This is a genomic window from Acinetobacter legionensis (assembly GCF_048552295.1).
GTDB lineage: Bacteria > Pseudomonadota > Gammaproteobacteria > Pseudomonadales > Moraxellaceae > Acinetobacter.
The window spans coordinates 79,875-97,826 of sequence record NZ_JBIMCW010000012.1 but is presented as its reverse complement, the minus strand read 5'-3'; the positions used below and the strand labels follow the sequence as shown (position 1 = coordinate 97,826).

Genomic DNA, 17,952 nt, shown 5'->3' with positions numbered 1-17,952 from the left:
ATCAGCTTCCCAATTGTGTAATGCGTTGTGAAGCAACTTGGCGTGCAAGTTGATCTGTCTGCAAAATCGTCTCAATCGAATCTGCTAAACCATTTTGAACTTGATTTAATGTATGTTCAACCACTTGTGAAATTTCTAAGAATGCAATTTTTTGCTGTAAAAAAGCACTAACAGCAATTTCATTTGCAGCATTGAGAATAGAGGGTGCTAATCCGCCCGCCTGCATCGCATGTCGAGCCAGCTTAAGCGATGGAAAACGAATAATATCTGGCGCTTGAAAGTCGAGTTGTGAATGGACGAATAAATCCAGAGGCGGGACATGAGTTTGAATCCGCTCAGGCCATGCAAGTGCATGCGCAATCGGCGTACACATATCAGGATTACCCATTTGTGCCAAAGTTGAACCATCCACATATTGAACCATTGAATGAATAATACTTTGTGGATGAACAACAACTGTAACAAATTGTTCTTTAATTGAAAATAAATGACATGCTTCAATCAATTCTAAACCTTTATTCATCAGGGTTGCAGAATCTACCGAAATTTTTTGACCCATAGACCAATTTGGATGCTTACAGGCTTGTGCAGGTGTTACAGTTTTTAATTGTTCTAAACTAAAATTTAAAAATGGACCGCCTGAAGCAGTCAACAATACTTGCTTCACCCCTAATTGAGGCTCACCATTGGGTTGAATCTGTAAATAGTTTTGAGGAAGGCATTGAAAAATAGCATTATGTTCAGAGTCCACTGGTAGCAATAAAGCATGATGCTCTTTAGCCGCTTGAAGCATGATGTCACCAGACATCACCAAAGCCTCTTTGTTTGCAAGTAAAACGCGCTTACCTGCTTTCACTGCGGCTAAAGTAGGCAATAAACCTGCTGCACCAACAATTGCAGCCATCACTACATCCACATCAGGATGTTCCGATACGGTGATAAGCCCTGCCTCGTCTGTCAGTATTTCGATATCAAAAATATTATGTGTATTTAGTAGTTGTTGTAACTCATCTACTTTATCTGATGGTACAACAACACATTTCGGTCGATACTGTTTGCATATTTCACTAAGTTCTTTTATTCGACTAAATCCAGTTACCGCAAAAACAGAATACTGGTCCGAATGCTGTTGTAAAATTTTTAAAGTACTGCGCCCAATAGAACCTGTAACACCTAAAATACAAACAGATTGTGACATCTATAAATCTACACCAATAAGTTTTAAAACATACATACCAGCTGCAAAGAACGGAGCCGCAGCAAGCAATGAATCGATACGATCAAGCACCCCACCATGCCCTGGAAGGATACGGCCTGAGTCTTTAATTCCTGCACGACGTTTGATCATAGATTCAAACAAGTCACCTAACACAGAACTAAACACAGTCACAATAGACAAAACCAGGAAAAGAATATGTTGTGGAAGCGTTAAATGTAGGTAAATTGATTGAACAACAATGATCACAATCGCAACAGTGAGAATCCCACCAAACAAGCCTTCAATTGATTTGTTTGGACTCACATCGGGTGCAAGTTTACGTTTACCAAATTTTCGCCCAACAAAATATGCACCACTATCTGCGCCCCAAACCAACAAGAACAGATACATTAACCACCAAGGCGAGCTTTTCCAAACTTCAAAAATAGCAGTAACTGCTGCGCTGATTAAAACCAAGCCAACAATATTTAAAGTAATATTATACCAGCCATCGTATTCAGGATAATGTTTAACCCAATACAGACTACACAACCAAGTGAGAATAGAGGCACTCCAAAGAATAAGCGCCAAATCATTAAAATATAATGCTAACCCCGAAAAAAAAGCGGTCAATAAACCAAATCCGGCAGCTTTAATTTTCTTCACATGGTCAGACTCATGTGGCATGAGTTTAAACCACTCATAACCTGCTGCCCCAGCTGCGATAATCATTAACACTAACATTGGATATTGAGATTTAGTTGCAAACATACAACTCAGCACAACGGCAACCAAGACCAATGCGGTTATAATCCGCTCTAACATTATAAATTCTCTATATGTTCTTGTTGAATTTGTTCAGAGGTTTTTCCGAAACGTCTTTCACGCCCTGAAAAAATATTGAACGCATGATCCAACTCTTGTACTGTAAATTCTGGCCATAATGTCTCAGTAAAGTATAACTCAGCATATGCAGCCTGCCACAGCAAGAAATTAGACAATCGGTAATCACCGCCTGTACGAATCAATAAATCCACGGGTGGCAAATCCCCCAAACTTATTTGTTGTGCAAATAACTCAGTATTGATTTGATTCACATCAATTTGTTGATCTTTAACCTGTTGTGCAAGTTGTCGAGCAGTATCTGCGATATCCCACATACCACCATAACTAATTGCAATCGTTAAAGTCATGTTACTGAACTTAGCAGTCCTTTGTTCAGCATGCAACATTAATTCACGTAGCTGTGGAGAAAGCCGACTACGATCACCAATAAATCTCAACGAAATTTCAAATTTTTCCATTCGTGGAATTTGTTCATTAATTGTGTCTTCCAACAACTTCATCAACAAATCAACCTCATACTGTGGTCGATTCCAGTTTTCACTTGAAAAAGCAAATACAGTAAGCGCCTGAACACCCACTTTACAGCAATGCTCTACAATCGGATCAAGGACATTTTTACCTTCACGATGTCCGTCACCTTTTTGCAGTTGTTTCTTTTTTGCAAAACGATTGTTGCCATCCATGATGATGGCAACATGTTTTGGAAGATGATTGTCTTCAGATGTGGTCATTTAAATCTTAGACCTTCATCAATTCAGCTTCTTTCGCGGCAAGACGTTTGTCTACTTCAGCAACAAATTTATCCGTAATTTTTTGAATATCATCACCTGCACGACGCTCATCATCTTCAGAAATTTCTTTATCTTTTAACAATGATTTGATATCGCCTAAAACATCACGACGAATATTACGAATCGCAACTTTGGCATTTTCTGCTTCATTACGCGCAACTTTCTGCATATCTTTACGTGTTTCTTCTGTTAAAGCCGCCATTGGCACGCGAATCGCGTCAGCCGTTACTGGATTTAAACCTAAATCCGATTCACGGATAGCTTTATCAATTGCAGACACCATTGAACGTTCAAATGGTTGTACCAATAAGGTACGCGAATCTTCAACACCCACGTTAGCTACTTGATTTAACGGCACGTCAGACCCATAGTAAGGAACCATAACCCCATTCAAAATAGATGGATGCGCACGACCTGTACGAACCTTTGCAAAACCATGTTCCAAAGACTCCAATGACTTGTTCATACGGTCTTCTGCGTCTTTTTTAAGATCGTTAATCATATGATCTTCCTTACTTATTTATCTAAATGTGTATGAGGTCTAGTGACATTTCATAAACAGACGAAGTGTCAATACACCCTAATCTAAAATTGCAGTAGTATAAAGAGCTTTACTACTCACGTACATTAGTTTGTAACGTGAGTGCCCTCTTTTTCGCCCATTACTACAGAAAGCAAAGCACCAGACTTGTTCATATCAAATACTTGAAGTGGCACATTGTGATCACGGCATAAGCAAATTGCAGTTAAATCCATTACACCAAGTTTCTCATCTAAAACTTCATCGAAACTTAAATGATCATATTTAACAGCGTCATCATATTTACTTGGGTCTTTATTATAGACACCATCAACTTTAGTGGCTTTTAAAATAAGGTTTGCTTCAATTTCAATGCCACGTAAACAAGCCGCTGTATCCGTTGTAAAGAATGGATTTCCTGTTCCAGCAACAAATACGCACACCTCACCTTGGGTTAAATGACGAATTGCATCACGACTTGAATATGCTTCAACTACTGCACCAATTGGAAGTGCTGACATTAAACGGGTTTTAATGTTACGGCGAACCAAAGCATCACGTAATGCCAAACCATTCATTACTGTAGCAAGCATACCCATTTGATCACCCGTTACACGGCCAACCAAACCATCTTTTTGTAATTGACTACCACGGTATAAGTTACCACCACCCACCACGATACCCACTTGCACACCTAAACCAACCAAGTGAGCAATAGATAAAGACATCTGATCTAAGACTTGGGCATCAATCCCCATGTCTTTATTACCCGCAAGCGCTTCACCCGAAAGTTTCAGCAAAATTCGCTCATAGCGTGGCTTTTTAGAATCTAACATCACGAAACTCCAATACTTATATCTACAATTTTATTCGTATTTAATCAAATCGAAACCGGCAACTTTTAAGCTGATTTAACGCTAATCAACTTGGCAAACAAATCGTATTCATCTGCATCTGTAATTTCGACTTCAAGTAAATCACCAGCTTTAATCACTGACTTATCAATATCTTCGACAAAAACATTACCATCAATCTCAGGTGCATCTGCATAAGAGCGTGCAACTGCGACTGGGAATTCTTCTTCAAGATCATCGACTAAAACCGTCATGGTTTGACCAATACGACTTTGCAATTTTTCAGCAGAAATCGCTTGTTGAACTTCCATAAAACGTTCATAGCGTTGTTGCTTAATTTCTTCAGGAACATGATCAGGCAAATCGTTGGCTGTTGCACCTTCTACAGGTGAGTAGGTAAAACAACCCACACGATCAAGTTTTGCCTCTTGCAACCAATCCAATAACATTTGAAAATCTTCTTCAGTTTCACCAGGGAAACCAACGACAAATGTCGAACGAATAACCAATTCAGGACATTTTTCACGCCATAATTTTAGACGTTCCAAGGTATTTTCACTATGAGCTGGTCGCTTCATCAATTTCAAGATGCGCGGACTGGCGTGTTGAAAAGGAATGTCTAAATACGGAAGAATTTTACCTTGTGCCATCAAATCGATAACTGCATCCACATGCGGATAGGGATAAACATAATGTAATCGCACCCAAATCCCTAACTGACCGAGCGCTTCGCACATGTCATAGAATTTGGTTTTAACAGGCTGACCATTCCAAAAATCAAGCTTATATTTGGTATCTACACCATAAGCAGAAGTGTCTTGAGAAATCACCAAGACCTCTTTTACACCCGCCTTCTTTAACGCCTGTGCTTCATTTAATACAGAACCAACAGGACGTGACACAAGATCACCACGCATGCTTGGAATAATGCAGAATGTGCAACGATGGTTACAGCCTTCTGATATTTTTAAATAAGCATAATGCTTAGGTGTTAAACGAATACCTTGTTCAGGCACAAGATCTACAAAAGGATTGTGTTTAGGTGGTTCTGGAACATATTGATGGACAGCTTCCATCACATCTTGATACGCCGCCGCACCTGTCACTTTTAAGACATTTGGATGCATCTGGCGAATTTTATCTTCATCTTTACCCAAACAGCCTGTGACAATCACACGACCATTGGCGCTCATGGCTTCACCAATTGCGTCTAAAGACTCTTGTACTGCAGATTCAATAAAACCACAGGTGTTCACAACAACTAAATCAGCACCTTCATAATCTGATGCAACATCATAACCTTCAGTCTTTAACTGCGTTAAAATGCGTTCAGAATCTACCAATGCCTTAGGACAACCTAAAGATACAAAACCGACTTTGGGGGACTTCATGAATCTGCGCTCCACTATAATCCGCGTATTGTATGACTTTTCAAGAGATAAAAACAGGTGGAAACTGCACTCTTTGTATAATGCACCAAAATACATCCAATCAAATAATTAAATTACTACAATGCACTATTTTGGAACAATATGATGATAGCGTAATATGAATGCTAGTTTTTACACTTGAATAAAGCGCAGTAAATGCGCAATTTTTATCATTCATGTAAGAAAACTGCGCAACATATAAAAGTTGGCGTACATCTTGCTTTATATCAGCACGATTTATACCGATTCAATCCCCTTGTTCGGGAAAATAGAAAACGAGGTGCAGATGCCATTGCGCTATTTAAAGACAGGAAAGCTCTGCTAATGGATCAATACCCAACAATTGATTATAGATTGCTTGTGGATAATTTAACCACTGCAATTCTTTTGGTCGATTGTAATTTAAATATTTTTTATCTTAATTCATCATGCGAAGCATTGTTTGATATTAGCTTGCTTCGTGCGGCAGGTCAGCCAGTGATTAATATTTTACACGCACCAAATGACAGCTTTAATACATTGGAAGCATTAAACAACTCAATAAAAACAGGTCAAGCCTATACACGCCGTGAAGCAATTATCAATGTTAACTTTAAAGACATGCATGTTGATTATTCAGTGTCGCAGTTAAATACAGGAAGACCTTATCACCCATTACTATTAATTGAGTTAAATCCAATTGATCGGATGCTTAAAATCTCTAAAGAAGAAAACTTAATTCAACAACATCAAGTTGCACGTCAACTTATTCGAGGTGTTGCACATGAGATCAAAAATCCTTTGGGCGGAATTCGTGGTGCGACTCAACTGCTTGCTCGTAGTTTAAATGATCCACAATACGCAGAATTCACCGATATTATTATCAGTGAAGTCGATCGTTTAAGAAACCTTGCTGATACTATGCTGGGTTCGCGTCAACTTCCCAGCTACGAGTTGGTCAACGTACATGAACCGCTTGAACGTGTTCGCTCTTTAATTGTAAATCAGACCAAGAAAAAAATTAAAATCACACGAGACTATGACCTTTCATTGCCTGATGTCAAAGCAGATCGCGATCAACTAATTCAAGTAATGCTTAATATTAGTGTCAATGCGGTACAGGCGATGACTGAGAATCGTGAGTTTTTTATTGATCATCAACCTGAACTGATGTTGCGTACACGCATTCAACGTTTGGTCACGATTAATGGTGTACTAAATAAATCAGCCATTCGTATTGATATTGAAGACAATGGTCCTGGTGTCCCTGAAGAAATTTTAGAATCCGTGTTTTATCCGCTTGTGACTGGCCGTGCCAAAGGAACAGGTCTTGGCTTAAGCATCGCTCAAAATATCATGCATCAACACAATGGAATGATTGAATGCCAATCCATTCCTGGAAAAACAGTATTTAGCTTATATCTACCTTGGGAGTCTAACAATGTCGCATAATAAAATTTGGGTGATCGATGACGACCGTGCTATGCGTTGGGTCTTAGAAAAAACCTTTAAAGAGGAAGGCTTCGATGTTACCAGTTTTGAAGAGGCACAATCGGCTTTGGATCAACTTCCAAGCAATGCCCCAGACGTCATTCTCACTGATATTCGTATGCCCGGCATTGATGGTTTAACCTTCCTAGGAAAAGTCAAAGGAAGTTATCCTGATCTGCCTGTGATCATTATGACAGCACACTCAGATTTAGAATCTGCGGTATCGAGCTATCAAACGGGTGCTTTTGAATATCTTCCAAAACCATTTGATATTGACGAAGCACTTGCACTGGTGAATCGTGCCATTTTGCACATCAACAAACTGCAACAACAAGAATCGGCCAAAGTCACCCCCATTCAATCTACGGAAATTATTGGTGAATCCCCTGCAATGCAGGAAGTTTTTCGTGCCATTGGACGTTTATCTCAATCGCACATTACCGTATTGATCAACGGTGAATCTGGAACAGGTAAAGAGTTAGTTGCACATGCTTTACATCGACACTCACCAAGAAGCAGCAAACCATTTATTGCTTTAAACATGGCTGCTATTCCAAAAGATTTAATTGAAACTGAATTATTTGGCCATGAAAAAGGTGCATTTACCGGTGCCAATACTCAACGCCAAGGTCGTTTTGAACAAGCCAATGGCGGTACCTTATTCTTAGATGAAATTGGTGATATGCCTTTTGAAACCCAAACACGTCTACTCCGTGTTTTGGCTGATGGTGAGTTCTACCGTGTGGGTGGGCATATTCCAGTTCGTGTTGATGTTCGTATCGTGGCAGCAACACATCAAGATTTAGAAAAATTAGTCAATGATGGGCGTTTCCGTGAAGACTTATATCATCGACTAAATGTCATTCGTATTCATATTCCTAAACTTGCTCATCGTTCTGAAGACATTCCGATGTTGGCGCAACACTTCTTGGCACGTGCGGGTAAAGAACTCGGGGTTAGTCCGAAAATTTTACGCCCAGAAACGCAAGAATATATTCAAAAACTGCCTTGGCCCGGCAATGTACGTCAGCTAGAGAATACCTGCCGCTGGTTAACTGTAATGATCACAGGCCGTGAAGTTTATCCTGAAGACTTGCCGTCTGAATTAAAACAAATTCCAATCAATAAATCTGATGATCAGGGACAAGCGCAAGCTGGTATTGACCGCATTGCGTTACATCATTGGGATGAGTTACTGGCACAATGGGCAATTCAAAAGCTTAAAAATGGTGAAATGAAAATTTTAGACATTGCCACACCAATGTTTGAACGCACTTTGATCATAGCAGCGCTTCAACAAACCCGTGGCCGTAAACGTCATGCTGCTGAACTTTTAGGCTGGGGGCGTAATACTTTAACCCGCAAACTCAAAGAATTAGGTATGGATTCTGCTGAAGATGATGAAGAGGAAGATAAAACCGTCTTAGCAGAATAATAAGCGACTCATAAATATAAAGTTTACTCCAACCATATTTCGTAAGAATATGGTTGTTTTTTATTGGCTCATAGTGAAAAATAGCCTCGTGAAATTTAAACTTTATCGTCTAGGGTAAAAATGAAGAAAACTGTTGTTGCAATTGGCTTACTTTCTATTTTTAGTGTTGCTTGCTCTAAAAATAAACCGCATGACAGTTCTGAACATCAAGCAGAAGCACCAGCGATTAAAAAAGCACATAAAGTAGCTAATTCAGATGATTGTTTTAAATTAGAACCCAACAAACAGTTTACTCTGAACAACAATGAAGAAACAGAAATACAAATTGTTCCCACAACCTTCAACAATCAAAATGTGATAGCAATCGTTAGACAAGGTGCAGGTGTGCGTACAGATTATATCTACGATTTAACTGGGCGTACCATGCTTGCAAACTTGGATTATGGTATTGCCGCACTCGGATCAAATCCAAATGATGTGCTGGTAAAAACCACTTACCAAGCCCCGCTCCCAACATTCCCATCTAATCTTAAACCACAGCAAAAATTCCAGATGACTTATAACGCGGTTATTGAATCGCAAATGGATAACAATGATAAGTCTGTAAACAATAAGACGATTGACTTAGTATTTGTAGGATTTGAAGATCTGACTTTAATTGACAATGATAACAATACATTAAAGTTTGATAATGCCTGTCATTTCATTTCTCAAATTGGAGATGAAACATTGGATGAATGGTATGGACAAATTAAATACGTTAAAAAGAAACAGAATGGTGACGTAAAAAGTAGCGAAGCAATTGGTGATGACCCACAACCTTAATTTAAATCAGCCAGTCAACATTTATTGACTGGCTTTGAACATTTTTATGTTCGATTTTACTTTAAAAAACCTGATACCAAATTCATAACATTTTGAATATCACCATTGGCTTCAGTGTGATCTGTTGCATCACCTTGTGGTGTCAGTGAATCAATAATTTGCGGTAATACAGTAGATATTGCGCCATACACTTCATTGGTCGGAACATTGGCTTGTTGGGCAACTTGTTCAACTTGCTGACCACCAAATAAACTCTGGATTTGCTCTACATTTACCGCTCCATTACCTTGTGACGGATCGACCCAGCTTTGAACCTGCCCACCTAAACCTGCGCCTTGCAATTTAGCTAAAGCACCTTGTAGGCCACCATTTTGTTGAATCCAACCTAAGACCAATGGCACAACTGCAATCAATAAAGAAGAGGCATTAAAGCCACCCGCTTGTGGTGCTTGTTGTTGTCCACCTGTCAAACCACCTAAAACTGAACCAAGTACGCCACCCAATCCACCTTGTGATTGTTGTTGCTGTCCCCCCAAGCCACCGAGTACTGAACCAAGTACCCCGCCCAATCCACCACCTAGCCCGCCTTGTGATTGTTGTTGTCCGCCAAGTGCTTGCTTTGCCAGAATTTCCACAATATTGGTTAAATCTGTCATGAGTTTTCCTTTTTTAAGTTTTATGAGACAAGTACAGCATACTTGGCTTTATCAGATTCACCAAAATTGGAATTGTTAAATTTTGCAATAGCTTAAGGCTAGTTTTATAGGCAAAATAAACCCACTACCAACGAAATTTATTCCAGTTTTCTGGATTGGCCCAAAACTTAGCATTAAACCAATCTGGTACATGTTTATAGGTCAAAATATTAAATTGCCAAAGTGCAAAATCATTTTGATGTAATGTTTTATCAATCAGTTGGGTAAAACCAAGCGATCTGAGCAACCGTTCATCTTTTAGCTGACATGCGACAACAATTCGTTTTGCCAGTAAATCACGTAACTTGACCAATAACTGGGATTTCTGTAAATCGGTGATCCCAGACATTTCATCTGTATCTAAAAGTACAAATCCTAAATCATATCGTTGCGTAAAAGGCAGACTTAAAAACTCAGATACGTTAAAATAGGACCATTGAATCGAATAATTTGTTGGGTATTGCGCCAAATTTTGCCCAATACATAATGCAGTTTGAATTGGCTGTTCTTGCGATAAATCGTCTAGCATTGAAGTGATGACATTTTGCTCAGCCATAACTGCACCTTTTTTGAAGCGAGTAATTAAACATGGAACTACAAGGCATTTGTCATAAAATGCATGCAGGTCTTAAAGACCTTAGTGTAACTGATCAACAAACACATAAGGCAAATGTTGAATATAAATTTATATTAGATCGCTCAGAAACCGAGCTACCATTTAGTTTAGGCCAGGAAATCGAGATTGAAGCGACAGGAAATATTTATTGCGTTTCTTGTGGAGCTAAAACACCAAAGTCTTACTCTCAAGGCCACTGCTTTAAATGCATGAAAACCAAGGCATCTTGCGACATGTGTATCATGAAGCCTGAAACTTGTCATTATCATTTAGGTACTTGCCGTGAAGATGATTTTGCTCATGAAGTTTGCTTTCAACCGCATATTGTATATCTAGCAAATTCAAGCGCTTTAAAAGTCGGAATAACTCGTTTAGGTCAAATGCCAACACGCTGGTTAGATCAAGGTGCGACCCAAGCATTACCTATTTTAAAAGTCGGTTCGCGGCGTCTTTCTGGTCAGCTTGAAGTCATGTTTGGAACGCAGGTTGCGGACAAAACAGATTGGCGTAAACTGCTTAAAGGTGAAGCTGAACCGATTGATCTAATTGAAATTCGTAATGAATTGATTCAAGAGTTTTCCCCAAAGATTCAAAGTATTCGCAATGAGTTTGCGCAAAATCTTGAGTTTAATGAAACGGTCGAATTGTTAGAAAATGAATTACCCCGTGAATTCATCTACCCTGTCGACATTTATCCTGAAAAAGTTAAATCACACAATTTAGATAAAACCCCAATCATTCGGGGCAAGCTACAAGGAATTAAAGGCCAATACTTGATTATGGATACCGGTGTCATCAATATTCGTAAATATACAGGTTATGAACTTAAAGTTCGGGCGGAATAATTTTTCACACCCAAACCCAGAAATTGATTTATACATACTCCTCTTTATCCTAGATTTAGAGGAGTTTTTATTGGTTAAAGGTTTTCTATATCCAATCTGTCAAAAAACTTAGACAAAAGAATATAATTTCTCCTAATTAATATTTTTAATTAAATCAATTAGATGAAATAGAAAAATTGTTTGATTAAAAAAACTGCAATGCCACACCTTTCATTCAAGGTTTAAATACCTTTGCGTAGGCGATCCCCCACTAACTTGATGGAAATCACTGGTTTGAATAATTAGATGCTTTGACAATAGGGCGATTAATAAAAATTTCCAGCAGCTCGATAAGCAAACGGATATTTGCTTAATCAGTTGTTAGCATTAAAAATCAAGCTGTTAAAATTGCTAAAATCGCCTGAGCCGGATCTTCACTATTTCCAGCCAAAAGTTGTTTGTGCATGGTGATTAATTGCATTACCTGAATTTGTGCAGTTTCAATATTCATTAATTTTTCAATTTGATTGGCCAAATTTTCTGATGTGGCATCTTGTTGAATAAGCTCTTGAATCACTTTTTTGCCCGCAATAATATTCGGCAATGAATAATACGGAATTTTCACTAAAAATTTAGCAATTACATAAGTTAACCAATTCAACTTATAAAAAGTCACCATTGGACGATGTAACAATAATGCTTCAAGTGTCGCTGTCCCCGATGCCAAAGCCACAATATTGGCAGCATTCATGACCTGACGACCAATTTTTGATTCTTTATCGGTATTTTCCAGTAAATGAATTTTTGCGACTAAGTCACTTGGATAATGCTTTAATAATTCCTGAATTTGCTGTTTGCGTAACTCATTAATTGCAGGAATTAAAAACTGATAATCTGGATATTTTTGATAAAGAATTTTTGCGGCATCCAAAACCAACGGCCCAAGTCGTTCAATCTCACCACGCCGACTTCCTGGTAACAAGGCAATATGCTTTTGACTGATATCTAAACCAAGCTCTTGCTTTGCATCCAAAATTGGATTTTGTAATGGTAATTGACCTGCCAGTGGATGTCCAACAAAGGCTGCGGGTACGTCATATCGTTGATAAAAGCCTTTTTCAAAAGGAAATAGACAAAGCACCAAATCTATACTGGCCTTGATGCCATGTACCCGTCCTTGTCGCCAAGCCCATACAGATGGACTGACATATTGCACCGTTTTAATCGGCAAATTTTTCTGTTTTATGCTTTTTGAAAGGCGTAAGTTAAAGTCTGGTGCATCAATACCGACAAAAACATCTACGGGATTGGCAGACCATTTCTCGACCAGACCATCACGTACAGCAAATAATTTTTTTAAATCCTTAAGTACTTCAACAATCCCCATCACAGATAAAATATCCATTGAATAAAAACTGTTAAATCCTTCTGCAATCATTTGAGGACCACCAATCCCTTCAAATTCAGCATCAATACCCTGTTCACGAAAACTGCGAATAAGTTTTGCGCCTAAAGTATCCCCTGATACCTCACCTACGACAATTCCAATTTTAAGCTTTCGATTTTGCAAGATATTCTTCCTGATCAGCACTATAAGCGCATCATAGCATATTCATAGGATTTAATCGTGAATACTCAAACTGGATGCTGGCTTGGAAAATGGGGAAATTTATATAACAATTCATCTAATTTTCTATCGTTATTTTATTTTCTATTTATATTTTCAATTGCACGACTATTGTAAGCCCACCTCACTAACAATAAACTAAGCAATAATTATTATCATTTAAGATAAGCAATGCTAAATCCTCTCCCACACAGTTTTAAGTTCTCTATTCTTAGTTTAGCGGTACTCATTGCCCAGCAGAGTTTTGCTGAAGATATTGAAAATCTACCCACAATTTCAGTTCAAGCCACAGCTGATCAAACTGAATTAAGCTCCGAACAATCAAAATCTTATATCGTTAAAAAATCTGCAAGTGCTGCCAAGCTGAATATTCCTGTCAAAGAAACACCACAAACAGTGAATGTTGTTACACGTCAGCAATTAAATGATTTTGCACTCAATAGTGCACGTGAAGCTTTAAGTAATACCCCAGGTATTACTGTCAGCAGTCAAGAAACCGAACGTTCAACCTACACTGCCCGTGGCTTTGAAATATCAAATATTTTAACAGATGGCGTTGGCTTCCCTTCTAGCAGCTACAATTATAATAATACCAATCCTGATACATATTTTTATGATCGTATTGACGTGATTAAAGGTGCAGATGCCTTAACCAATGCTTTTGGTGATCCAAGCGCAACAATCGATTATATCCGTAAGCGTCCTACTCAAGAATTTCAAGCCAATGCTGGGCTAAGTTATGGCTCTTGGAATACCCAACGCTATGAAGCAGATGTTTCAGGTGCATTAAATAAAGAAGGCAGCATCCGCGGACGTTTGATAGGTTATGAGCAAACTGGAGATTCTTATCTAGACCGTTATTCATCTGAGAAAAATGGATTTTCTGGCATCATTGATGCGGATTTAAGTGATAGCACGTTATTAACTGTCGGTTATAGCCAACAACAGAATAAACCTAATGCAAATAATTGGGGTGCTTTACCACTTCTCGGTGCAGATGGGAAACAACTTTCCTATGAGCGTAATTATAATCCCAATCCAGATTGGACATATTGGGATAATAAGTCACAAAATGCTTTTGCTGAGTTAAAGCAAAAAATTAATGACAAGTGGACAGCTAAGCTGAGTTATAACTACACCCAAACCGACCATAACAGTAACTTACTCTATTATTTCGGTTATCCTGATCAAAATGGAGCAGGTGTAGCCCTCACCGCTTGGGGCGGAAAAGAAAGTCTAAAAAGTCATTTTGCCGACTTAAATCTACAAGGCTCATATTCATTATTTGGCCGTGAACACGAAGCGACACTGGGTTATAGTTATCTACAAAATAAACAGTATGATCAACAGACGTCAGGCACAATTAATGACAGCAATATCAATAATAATCAAACCACAGACTGGGCAAGCTGGACACCTCAATCAGTCACTTGGTCAGCATTTAGTGATGCGGCAAACTATACCCAAAAGCTCAATTCTGTATATGCGGCAACACGACTACACTTAAACGATGATTTGAAACTTTTACTCGGTTTAAATTATGTTCAAGCTAAAAGTGAAGGTGAAAGTTACGGTTCATCAATGGCCTATGATGAAAACAAAGTATCTCCTTATGCTGGCATTACCTATAACTTTAGCCCTGAATACACAGGATATCTAAGCTATACCTCTATTTTCCGCCCACAATCTGGAGTGGGTACTGATAATAAAGCACTCAAACCAGTTGAAGGTGAAAGCTATGAGGCAGGTATTAAAAGTTCATGGCTAGATGACAAACTCACTGGAACTTTGGCGGTGTTTCGAACAGAACAAAGTAATTACCCTTTGCGCAATTCAGATGGAAATATTCTCAATCGAAAAGTTGAAACCAGTGATTTACGCTCTCAAGGGGTAGAAGTTGGTTTGGCTGGGCAATTAACAGATCACTTAAATATTGCATTTGGTTATAGCCAATTTAGCTTAAAAGATTTAAAAAATGGTGGAGAGGCTCGTACTTACAACCCGAACCAAACCATTAATCTTTTAACGACTTATACTATTCCTGCTATACCTAAACTGAAAATTGGTGCAGCTTTACAATGGCAAGATGCGACTAAGCAGTATGATTCTTCGGTAAAGAGTACAATTACCCAAGATGCTTATGCTTTAGTGAATATGATGAGTAGCTATGACTTGAATAAGCATATTTCGCTACAGGCAAATGTAAACAACGTGACAGACAAAAAATATTTATATAGCTTTCCAGATGGTCAGGCTTTTTATGGCCCATCTACAAACTATAGTGTTGCTGTAAAATTTAAATACTAATCTGAACTCGCCTTAATCTTTTTATGATTAAGGCGTTTTCAATTGCAAGAAAGTGATCGTTATGCAGATTGTGCTCTACCCTTTATCAGTGCTCTTTCGTTTTATACTGGCTTTTGGTATGGGCTATCTGTGCAGTTATTTAGTATCCTTAACTTTAATTGACGTGTTTTATCCTTATTTTGCCAAGGCTGAATCTATTTATTTGGCAGCATTTAGCGCACTTATTTTTTACATTTTTTTTGTGATTCTAAGCTTTTGTATTCATTCTTTAAAGAAGCTTACGCTGATCAGCCTAGCTCTGGTCGCTACTTTTTTCCTATTTTCCAAGTTTATAGGTTAACTCATGCATAAATCTGTTCGTCAATCTATGGCATGGTTACACTCTTGGATCGGGCTTACCTTCGGCTGGCTGTTATTTGCAATTTTTTTGACAGGTTCTGCAACATATTATCGCCATGAAATTAGTATGTGGATGCAACCACAATTCGCAAGTATGCAAATCAAACAGGAATCCGCTATACAGTCTGCGTTTGCTTATTTGCAAAAAAATGCCCCAGATGCAAAAAGTTGGTATATCGGCGTTGCAAATCAGAATACCCCTGCAAATAAAATTTATTGGCAAAAAGCCGATGGTGGTTATGAAAGTAAAACTTTAGATGCCAATACAGGTAAAGAATTGAGTCTTTCTGCCACACAAGGCGGTGATTTCTTCTATGGGTTTCATTATCAGCTTTATGGAATGCCTTACTCGATTGGTCGTTTGATTGTCACCTTTGCAGCGTTAATTATGTTTATAGCCTTGATTTCAGGCTTTATTACCCATAAAAAGATATTTACAGATTTCTTTACCTTAAGAGTATTTAAAGGTCAGCGTTCATATTTAGATTTTCATAATGTAAGTTCGGTAATAGCATTGCCCTTTTTCTTAACCATTACATTTACCGGCTTAGCGATCTTTTTCTATCTGCTTTTCCCCGCAGGGATGAAAAAAGCCTATCCAGATAATCCATATCAGTATTTTGATGAAATTCGTCATGTTTCAACTGCAAACAAGGCTCAACACGCACAGCCGAAGAATATGTTATCTATTCAACATTTCCTGCAACAAACCCAACAGCAATGGGGAAAAACTAATATTGATAACATTACCGTAGATCAACCCAATACACAGCTTGCTAAGCTCACGATTACTGCCTTAGAAGATCATTCGATTACTCGTAATCAAGCACAACTTAGCTTTAATGGCGCTACAGGTGGTTTAATTGGGAATACCCGTAATAACAGTGCAATTGCAACATTAAATGCCAGTATGTACGGACTGCATATGGCGAATTTTGCCCAACCTTTATTGCGTTTAGGCTTATTTTTCTCTGGCCTCTTAGGTTGTGCAATGATTGCTTCTGGCTTATTGCTCTGGAGTTTAAAGCGACAATTACAAAAGAAAAATGATCATTTTCACGTTGGGCATTATCTGGTAAACCGACTCAATACCACGATGATTATTGGTTTACCCATTGCGATGTTGGGTTATTTGTATGCCAATCGTTTTGTACAACTTCAATCAGATACACCGAATTATGAAGTCTATACATTTTTTACTTTGTGGTTATTCAGTTTTATTATTGCGCTCTGCACAAAACAACAATATCTCTGGAAAACTCAGCTCAAGCTGCTAATTGCCATGACATTAGCCTTGCCTATTTTAAATGTCTATTATCTGATTTCTAATCAATATATTCATTCATTACAGGACTATTGGTTATTTTTACGTGTGGACTTAATGATCTGGTTATTTGCCATTTTAGCGATTTTTTTACATCAAAGAATCACACCGATTCAAAACAAAGCTGTGGCGAAGATCAAGAAAAAGCTAGAACAAAAACAATCACAGGAATCTGTATCATGATATTGGCATTTGCATTTCTCCTGATCCTGATTGCCAGTTATAGCTTATATTTGATCAGTTCAAAGCAGATCACCAAGACTCAGAAAAGTAAATTGTCTGTTTTAGCGCAACATGTGAAACTGGTAAAAGTTATCGCGTTTGCGTTGATCATCTCGGCTTTATTTTTATTCAGTGTAAATTATGGCAATAGCATCTCTTTTGTGGCCTTATGTATACTGAGTAGCCCAATACTGTTTGGATTGATACTCTTTGTAAATGACTTAAAACCCAAAATTAAAAAGTAGACATCTGGCGTTTTAATACTGCTAGCTAAGTTTGATTAGTTTTTTAGGATGCTCAATGGCTAAGCTATAATTCATTGGGCAATCCTGATTGAACCGATAAATTTTTTTAACAAGGTTTAGGCGCAATATAAATCGTTTTTATTCGATATAAATAACTGGTGTATTTCCACGAAAAATACACAATCTACATTACACCGCTATTCTCCCAATTTCTGCAGAATTTGTCTTAAAATAATTTAAGCTGTTCAGGTTGTAACTGCATTTCAATATTTTACAATTTAATCAATCTATAAAATTTCCCCGAGGATTTTATGTTGCTGCAAT

The 17,952-nt window shown here is 38.1% G+C and carries 17 protein-coding genes; 8 read left to right on the top strand and 9 right to left on the bottom strand.

Annotation, left to right across the window (positions count from 1 at the left end; translation table 11 throughout):
* Position 1: 1 nt before the first annotated feature.
* The 6 genes from ispC to rimO all read right to left on the bottom strand — a co-directional run bounded on the left by ispC (position 2) and on the right by rimO (position 5,600).
* Positions 2-1,198, bottom strand: a complete 1,197-nt coding sequence (ispC, locus tag ACG916_RS11405; protein WP_336950801.1) for a 1-deoxy-D-xylulose-5-phosphate reductoisomerase — start codon at positions 1,196-1,198, stop codon at positions 2-4.
* On the bottom strand, positions 1,199-2,023 hold the full coding sequence (locus ACG916_RS11400; protein WP_419327330.1) for a phosphatidate cytidylyltransferase: 825 nt from the start codon (positions 2,021-2,023) through the stop codon (positions 1,199-1,201).
* Complete coding sequence (gene uppS, locus ACG916_RS11395) at positions 2,023-2,775, bottom strand: polyprenyl diphosphate synthase (protein ID WP_419327331.1); 753 nt, start codon at positions 2,773-2,775, stop codon at positions 2,023-2,025. Before uppS ends, ACG916_RS11400 begins: the two co-directional genes overlap by 1 nt.
* Positions 2,776-2,782: 7 nt before the next feature.
* On the bottom strand, positions 2,783-3,337 hold the full coding sequence (frr, locus tag ACG916_RS11390; protein ID WP_004719727.1) for a ribosome recycling factor: 555 nt from the start codon (positions 3,335-3,337) through the stop codon (positions 2,783-2,785).
* Between the two features lie 125 nt (positions 3,338-3,462).
* On the bottom strand, positions 3,463-4,191 hold the full coding sequence (gene pyrH / locus ACG916_RS11385; protein WP_004719725.1) for a UMP kinase: 729 nt from the start codon (positions 4,189-4,191) through the stop codon (positions 3,463-3,465).
* Between the two features lie 65 nt (positions 4,192-4,256).
* Complete coding sequence (gene rimO, locus ACG916_RS11380; RefSeq protein ID WP_336950798.1) at positions 4,257-5,600, bottom strand: 30S ribosomal protein S12 methylthiotransferase RimO; 1,344 nt, start codon at positions 5,598-5,600, stop codon at positions 4,257-4,259.
* A 363-nt stretch (positions 5,601-5,963) separates the two neighbouring features.
* On the opposite strand from rimO, the gene glnL reads away from it, so the two are divergent.
* The 3 genes from glnL (at position 5,964) to ACG916_RS11365 (ending at position 9,369) form a co-directional block, all read left to right on the top strand.
* The gene (gene glnL, locus ACG916_RS11375; protein ID WP_336951463.1) at positions 5,964-7,070 is read left to right on the top strand and encodes a nitrogen regulation protein NR(II); all 1,107 of its coding nucleotides are present in this window, start codon (positions 5,964-5,966) and stop codon (positions 7,068-7,070) included.
* Positions 7,060-8,544 (top strand): nitrogen regulation protein NR(I), encoded by a 1,485-nt coding sequence (glnG, locus tag ACG916_RS11370; protein WP_004822147.1) that lies wholly within the window; start codon positions 7,060-7,062, stop codon positions 8,542-8,544. The genes glnL and glnG overlap by 11 nt, the downstream gene beginning before the upstream one ends.
* Positions 8,545-8,664: 120 nt before the next feature.
* Positions 8,665-9,369: a hypothetical protein gene (locus ACG916_RS11365; RefSeq protein ID WP_419330499.1), complete on the top strand. Its 705-nt coding sequence runs from the start codon at positions 8,665-8,667 to the stop codon at positions 9,367-9,369.
* A 56-nt stretch (positions 9,370-9,425) separates the two neighbouring features.
* On the opposite strand, the gene ACG916_RS11360 is transcribed toward ACG916_RS11365, so the two are convergent.
* Complete coding sequence (locus ACG916_RS11360) at positions 9,426-10,025, bottom strand: YidB family protein (protein ID WP_096734314.1); 600 nt, start codon at positions 10,023-10,025, stop codon at positions 9,426-9,428.
* A 124-nt stretch (positions 10,026-10,149) separates the two neighbouring features.
* A complete protein-coding gene (locus ACG916_RS11355; protein ID WP_336950796.1) occupies positions 10,150-10,620 on the bottom strand; it encodes a DUF6231 family protein in 471 nt (156 codons plus the stop codon).
* 32 nt (positions 10,621-10,652) lie between these two features.
* Between ACG916_RS11355 and ACG916_RS11350 the strand changes: the two genes are divergently transcribed.
* Positions 10,653-11,525, top strand: coding sequence for a DUF2797 domain-containing protein (locus ACG916_RS11350; RefSeq protein ID WP_336950795.1), 873 nt, complete (start codon positions 10,653-10,655; stop codon positions 11,523-11,525).
* A gap of 373 nt (positions 11,526-11,898) precedes the next feature.
* Here ACG916_RS11350 and lpxB read toward each other — a convergent pair whose 3' ends face one another.
* Positions 11,899-13,074 (bottom strand): lipid-A-disaccharide synthase, encoded by a 1,176-nt coding sequence (gene lpxB / locus ACG916_RS11345; protein WP_336950794.1) that lies wholly within the window; start codon positions 13,072-13,074, stop codon positions 11,899-11,901.
* A gap of 228 nt (positions 13,075-13,302) precedes the next feature.
* On the opposite strand from lpxB, the gene ACG916_RS11340 reads away from it, so the two are divergent.
* From ACG916_RS11340 to ACG916_RS11325, 4 genes are all read left to right on the top strand, one after another.
* Positions 13,303-15,438 carry a TonB-dependent siderophore receptor gene (locus ACG916_RS11340; RefSeq protein ID WP_419327332.1) on the top strand — a complete coding sequence of 712 codons (2,136 nt, stop codon included), beginning with the start codon at positions 13,303-13,305 and terminating at the stop codon, positions 15,436-15,438.
* Positions 15,439-15,499: 61 nt separating this feature from the next.
* A complete protein-coding gene (locus tag ACG916_RS11335) occupies positions 15,500-15,778 on the top strand; it encodes a hypothetical protein (RefSeq protein WP_419327333.1) in 279 nt (92 codons plus the stop codon).
* A 3-nt stretch (positions 15,779-15,781) separates the two neighbouring features.
* A complete protein-coding gene (locus tag ACG916_RS11330; protein WP_419330497.1) occupies positions 15,782-17,344 on the top strand; it encodes a PepSY-associated TM helix domain-containing protein in 1,563 nt (520 codons plus the stop codon).
* Positions 17,341-17,628: a hypothetical protein gene (locus ACG916_RS11325; protein ID WP_336950790.1), complete on the top strand. Its 288-nt coding sequence runs from the start codon at positions 17,341-17,343 to the stop codon at positions 17,626-17,628. The genes ACG916_RS11330 and ACG916_RS11325 overlap by 4 nt, the downstream gene beginning before the upstream one ends.
* Positions 17,629-17,952: the final 324 nt, after the last annotated feature.

Bases quoted from the DNA above. Each gene is read 5' to 3' on its own strand.
- ACG916_RS11350 (WP_336950795.1), top strand. From the start codon at position 10,653: ATGGAACTACAAGGCATTTGTCATAAAATGCATGCAGGTCTTAAAGAC.
- ACG916_RS11340 (WP_419327332.1), top strand. From the start codon at position 13,303: ATGCTAAATCCTCTCCCACACAGTTTTAAGTTCTCTATTCTTAGTTTA.
- glnL (WP_336951463.1), top strand. From the start codon at position 5,964: ATGGATCAATACCCAACAATTGATTATAGATTGCTTGTGGATAATTTA.
- uppS (WP_419327331.1), bottom strand. From the start codon at position 2,775: ATGACCACATCTGAAGACAATCATCTTCCAAAACATGTTGCCATCATC.
- ACG916_RS11325 (WP_336950790.1), top strand. From the start codon at position 17,341: ATGATATTGGCATTTGCATTTCTCCTGATCCTGATTGCCAGTTATAGC.
- pyrH (WP_004719725.1), bottom strand. From the start codon at position 4,191: ATGTTAGATTCTAAAAAGCCACGCTATGAGCGAATTTTGCTGAAACTT.
- ACG916_RS11355 (WP_336950796.1), bottom strand. From the start codon at position 10,620: ATGGCTGAGCAAAATGTCATCACTTCAATGCTAGACGATTTATCGCAA.
- ispC (WP_336950801.1), bottom strand. From the start codon at position 1,198: ATGTCACAATCTGTTTGTATTTTAGGTGTTACAGGTTCTATTGGGCGC.
- ACG916_RS11400 (WP_419327330.1), bottom strand. From the start codon at position 2,023: ATGTTAGAGCGGATTATAACCGCATTGGTCTTGGTTGCCGTTGTGCTG.
- frr (WP_004719727.1), bottom strand. From the start codon at position 3,337: ATGATTAACGATCTTAAAAAAGACGCAGAAGACCGTATGAACAAGTCA.
- rimO (WP_336950798.1), bottom strand. From the start codon at position 5,600: ATGAAGTCCCCCAAAGTCGGTTTTGTATCTTTAGGTTGTCCTAAGGCA.
- ACG916_RS11335 (WP_419327333.1), top strand. From the start codon at position 15,500: ATGCAGATTGTGCTCTACCCTTTATCAGTGCTCTTTCGTTTTATACTG.
- ACG916_RS11330 (WP_419330497.1), top strand. From the start codon at position 15,782: ATGCATAAATCTGTTCGTCAATCTATGGCATGGTTACACTCTTGGATC.
- ACG916_RS11365 (WP_419330499.1), top strand. From the start codon at position 8,665: ATGAAGAAAACTGTTGTTGCAATTGGCTTACTTTCTATTTTTAGTGTT.
- glnG (WP_004822147.1), top strand. From the start codon at position 7,060: ATGTCGCATAATAAAATTTGGGTGATCGATGACGACCGTGCTATGCGT.
- ACG916_RS11360 (WP_096734314.1), bottom strand. From the start codon at position 10,025: ATGACAGATTTAACCAATATTGTGGAAATTCTGGCAAAGCAAGCACTT.